The sequence below is a fragment of the Kitasatospora sp. NPDC056531 genome (assembly GCF_042794375.1).
Classification (GTDB): Bacteria; Actinomycetota; Actinomycetes; order Streptomycetales; family Streptomycetaceae; genus Kitasatospora.
Genome location: NZ_JBHTTU010000174.1, coordinates 4,414 through 7,314, shown reverse-complemented (window position 1 = coordinate 7,314; position 2,901 = coordinate 4,414). Strand labels below are relative to the sequence as shown.

1 protein-coding gene is annotated in these 2,901 nt (G+C 70.2%); it reads right to left on the bottom strand.

What is annotated here, in order from left to right; genetic code table 11:
- A partial coding sequence (locus tag ACFQ87_RS43285) for a collagenase (protein WP_380616514.1) occupies window positions 1-2,601 on the bottom strand: 2,601 nt, incomplete at its 3' end.
- Window positions 2,602-2,901: the final 300 nt, after the last annotated feature.

Below are 2,901 nucleotides of genomic sequence, written 5' to 3'. Positions count from 1 at the left end.
TCGAGCGCCGGGGCCGGGGCCTGAGCAGAACTGGGTGCTGACGGTGACTCCGGAGAAGTCGGTCACGGCATACAGGCTGACGTAGCGGTAGCCGGCCGTGCTGTTGCTGACGGTCAGGCTCTGGGCGGTGCCGGGGTTGGTCGACGAGGCCGTGAAGGCGCTCGGCGAGGCCCAGGTGTCCGGATCGAAGTAGAGCGCGGCGGTGCCGGCGCCACCGGAGCTGGTGACCTTCAGGGTGGTGGTGCCGGCCGGCAGCCAGAGGTAGAAGTGGGCCGTGTTGCCGGCCGTGGCCGACACGCCGGATCGCGAGCAGTTCTGGCCGAGCGCGTCGGTGCGCGGGTCGGTGCAGGTCGGCAGGGCCGTGCCGGCGGTCACGGTGACCGAGGCCGGGGTACTGGCGGTCCGGCCGGTGTTGTCGGTCACGGTCAGGGCGACGGTGTAGGTCCCGGCCGCCGCGTAGGTGTGGGCCGGGTTCTGCTGGTCGGAGGTGCTGCCGTCGCCGAAGGTCCAGTGCCAGGCGGTGATGCTGCCGCCGCCGGTCTGCACGGACTTGTCGGTCAGGCTGACCGTGGCGCCGTTGACGGAGGAGCCGAACAGGGCCGTCGGGCCCTGGGCGTAGCAGGCGCCGGCCGCGCAGGCGGTGAGCCAGCTGTCGAAGTCGGCGTCGTAGGCGGTGCCGAGGCCGTTGTAGACCCGGTAGGCGCCCTGGAAGTCACCGGTGCGGAAGTGGCCGAGCATGGTCGAGATCACGTCCGGGTGCTTCTCGAACATGTAGCGGACGGCCAGGTAGCCCCACGGGTAGGTGCGGACCGTGTCCGAGTTGTCGTAGGTGTTCTGGAAGACGGTGCTGAGCTTGTAGGTGTGCTTGGCGGCCTCGGCCATCGCCTGGGTGTCGGTGGTGCCGCGGTAGGCGTACGACTCGTACTCGGCGACGCCCTCGACCCACCAGATGTCCGGCACGGTCAGCTCGTCGCCGAAGGTGCCCTTCATGTCGTAGATGCCGTCGAGGTAGTGGGTGTACTCGTGGTTGAGGTTCCACACGTTGGCCGGGAAGCCGTCGTTCCACGCCTTGCGGTACATCACCGACACCGGCTGGTTGTTCGGGTCGGTCGGATCCATCAGGGTCTCGCCGCCGTTGTTGGTGGAGTTGCCGAAGATCGCCCAGGAGTAGGTGAGGTAGTCCGCCTGGGTGGCGAAGACGGCCAGGTCGATGGTCTTGCCGTACGGGTTGGCCGGCCCGCTGTCCTTGACCAGGTTGTGGAAGAAGGTGTCCTCACCCCGCAGGCTGGTGCAGACCGTGTTCAGTTCGTCCCCGGTCAGGTTCTCGGTCTCGATGGTGCGGTTGTCGCAGACCTGTTGGTTCGGCAGCACGGCCGCGGTCAGCTTGGCCGGCAGGTTGCAGGTGCCGTAGACCGAGCAGTTCGCGGCGTCGTACAGGTTGGCGTCGTAGGCGGCGTGCACGTAGAGCGGGCCGGTCGCGCCGGTGATCGGGGTGGCGGCGAGCAGCGCCGCCACCTGCCGGCCGGCCGCGGCTCCGGCGGCGCCCCCGTCGCCTGCGGCGCGCCCCAGGTCGTTGCCGGTGTTCACCACCAGGAAGCCGGCCGGGCCGGACGCCATGTCCTTGTGGTCGGTCGCGAAGCTGCCCATGGTGCTGAGGATGCTCGGGTCGGCCGCCACGGCGTTGACGAAGGCCGGGTTCCAGTTGCCGCGCCACAGCGGGGCGAACAGCACCGCGTTGACGGCCTTGTCCATCCCGGCGACGGAGTCGTAGGCGCTGGTGTAGCCGGTCAGCACCTGCTTGTAGACGTTCAGGTAGGAGGCCTGCAGGTTGGTGCTGTCGGTCAGTACCAGCGCGTCGTAGAGCACCGGCGCGTTGGCCGCGGTGACGTCCTGCCAGTGCGCGCTGGCGAAGAAGGCGTCGAGGGCCGCCTGGTTGGCCGCGGTCAGGGCCGCGTCGTAACTGCCGACCGAGCCGGCGTTGTTGGACTGCACGTACCAGCCGGCCCGGAGGAAGAGCTCCAGCTGCCAGATGCCGGTCGAGTCGTCCCCGGTGTAGCCGGATGCCAGCGCCCGGTAGGCGTCGGCGACGGTGAGCATCTGCGATTCCTTGAACGCCTTGCCCGCGTCGCTGCCGGTGAGGTTGAAGAGCGTGTTGACGCAGTCGGGGGTCGATCCCTCGATGAAGGAGACCAGCGCGCTGCCGGTGCGGCTGCCGAAGTCCGCCGGGGTGCAGCTCGCCGTGGCCGTGGTCGCCGAGCGGGTGGCGCCGGGCCTCACCGTCGGGGCCTGGGTCTTCGGCGTGAGCTGGACGGCGGTGCCGGGCGGCAGGGGGCGTTGCGCCTGTGCCAGTTGGTCCGGGGTCAGCGGGGCCGCGGCCGGGCCGAAGGCGTCGGAGGAGGTGCCGGCGTCGGAGGAGGTGCCGGCGTCGGAGAGGGTGGCACCGAGCGGCTTGGGGACGGTCGGCGAGGAGTGTGCGGGTGCCTTGGCGGGCGTCGGTGCGGGGGCGGCGACGGCCGCGGGGACGGGCAGGAGGCAGGCGGCGGTGGCGCAGCCGGCGGCGAAGCCGGCCACGAGGGTGCGGATGGGTATGCGCGGTCGCACTGGTGATCCTTCTGAGTGGGGGTCTAGGTGCAGGGGGGCGGACTCACTGGGTGTTGAGGCCGAGTCATGGGGGATCCGGGGTGAAGCGTGCCACCGGAACAATGCCAATACAATGTGACAGGTCATATGACATGCCCTCACGACCCATAACACTGCCCCCGCCTGATTCCTCGCCGGCTACGGCCGGGCGCCCCAGTAGGTCCGAGCCGCCCAGGCCTGGAAGTGCGGCGAGGCCTCGGCCAGATCCCGGTAGGCCGCGGTCGCGGCTTCGAACAGCGTCTCGACCAACTCGCCGCCCAC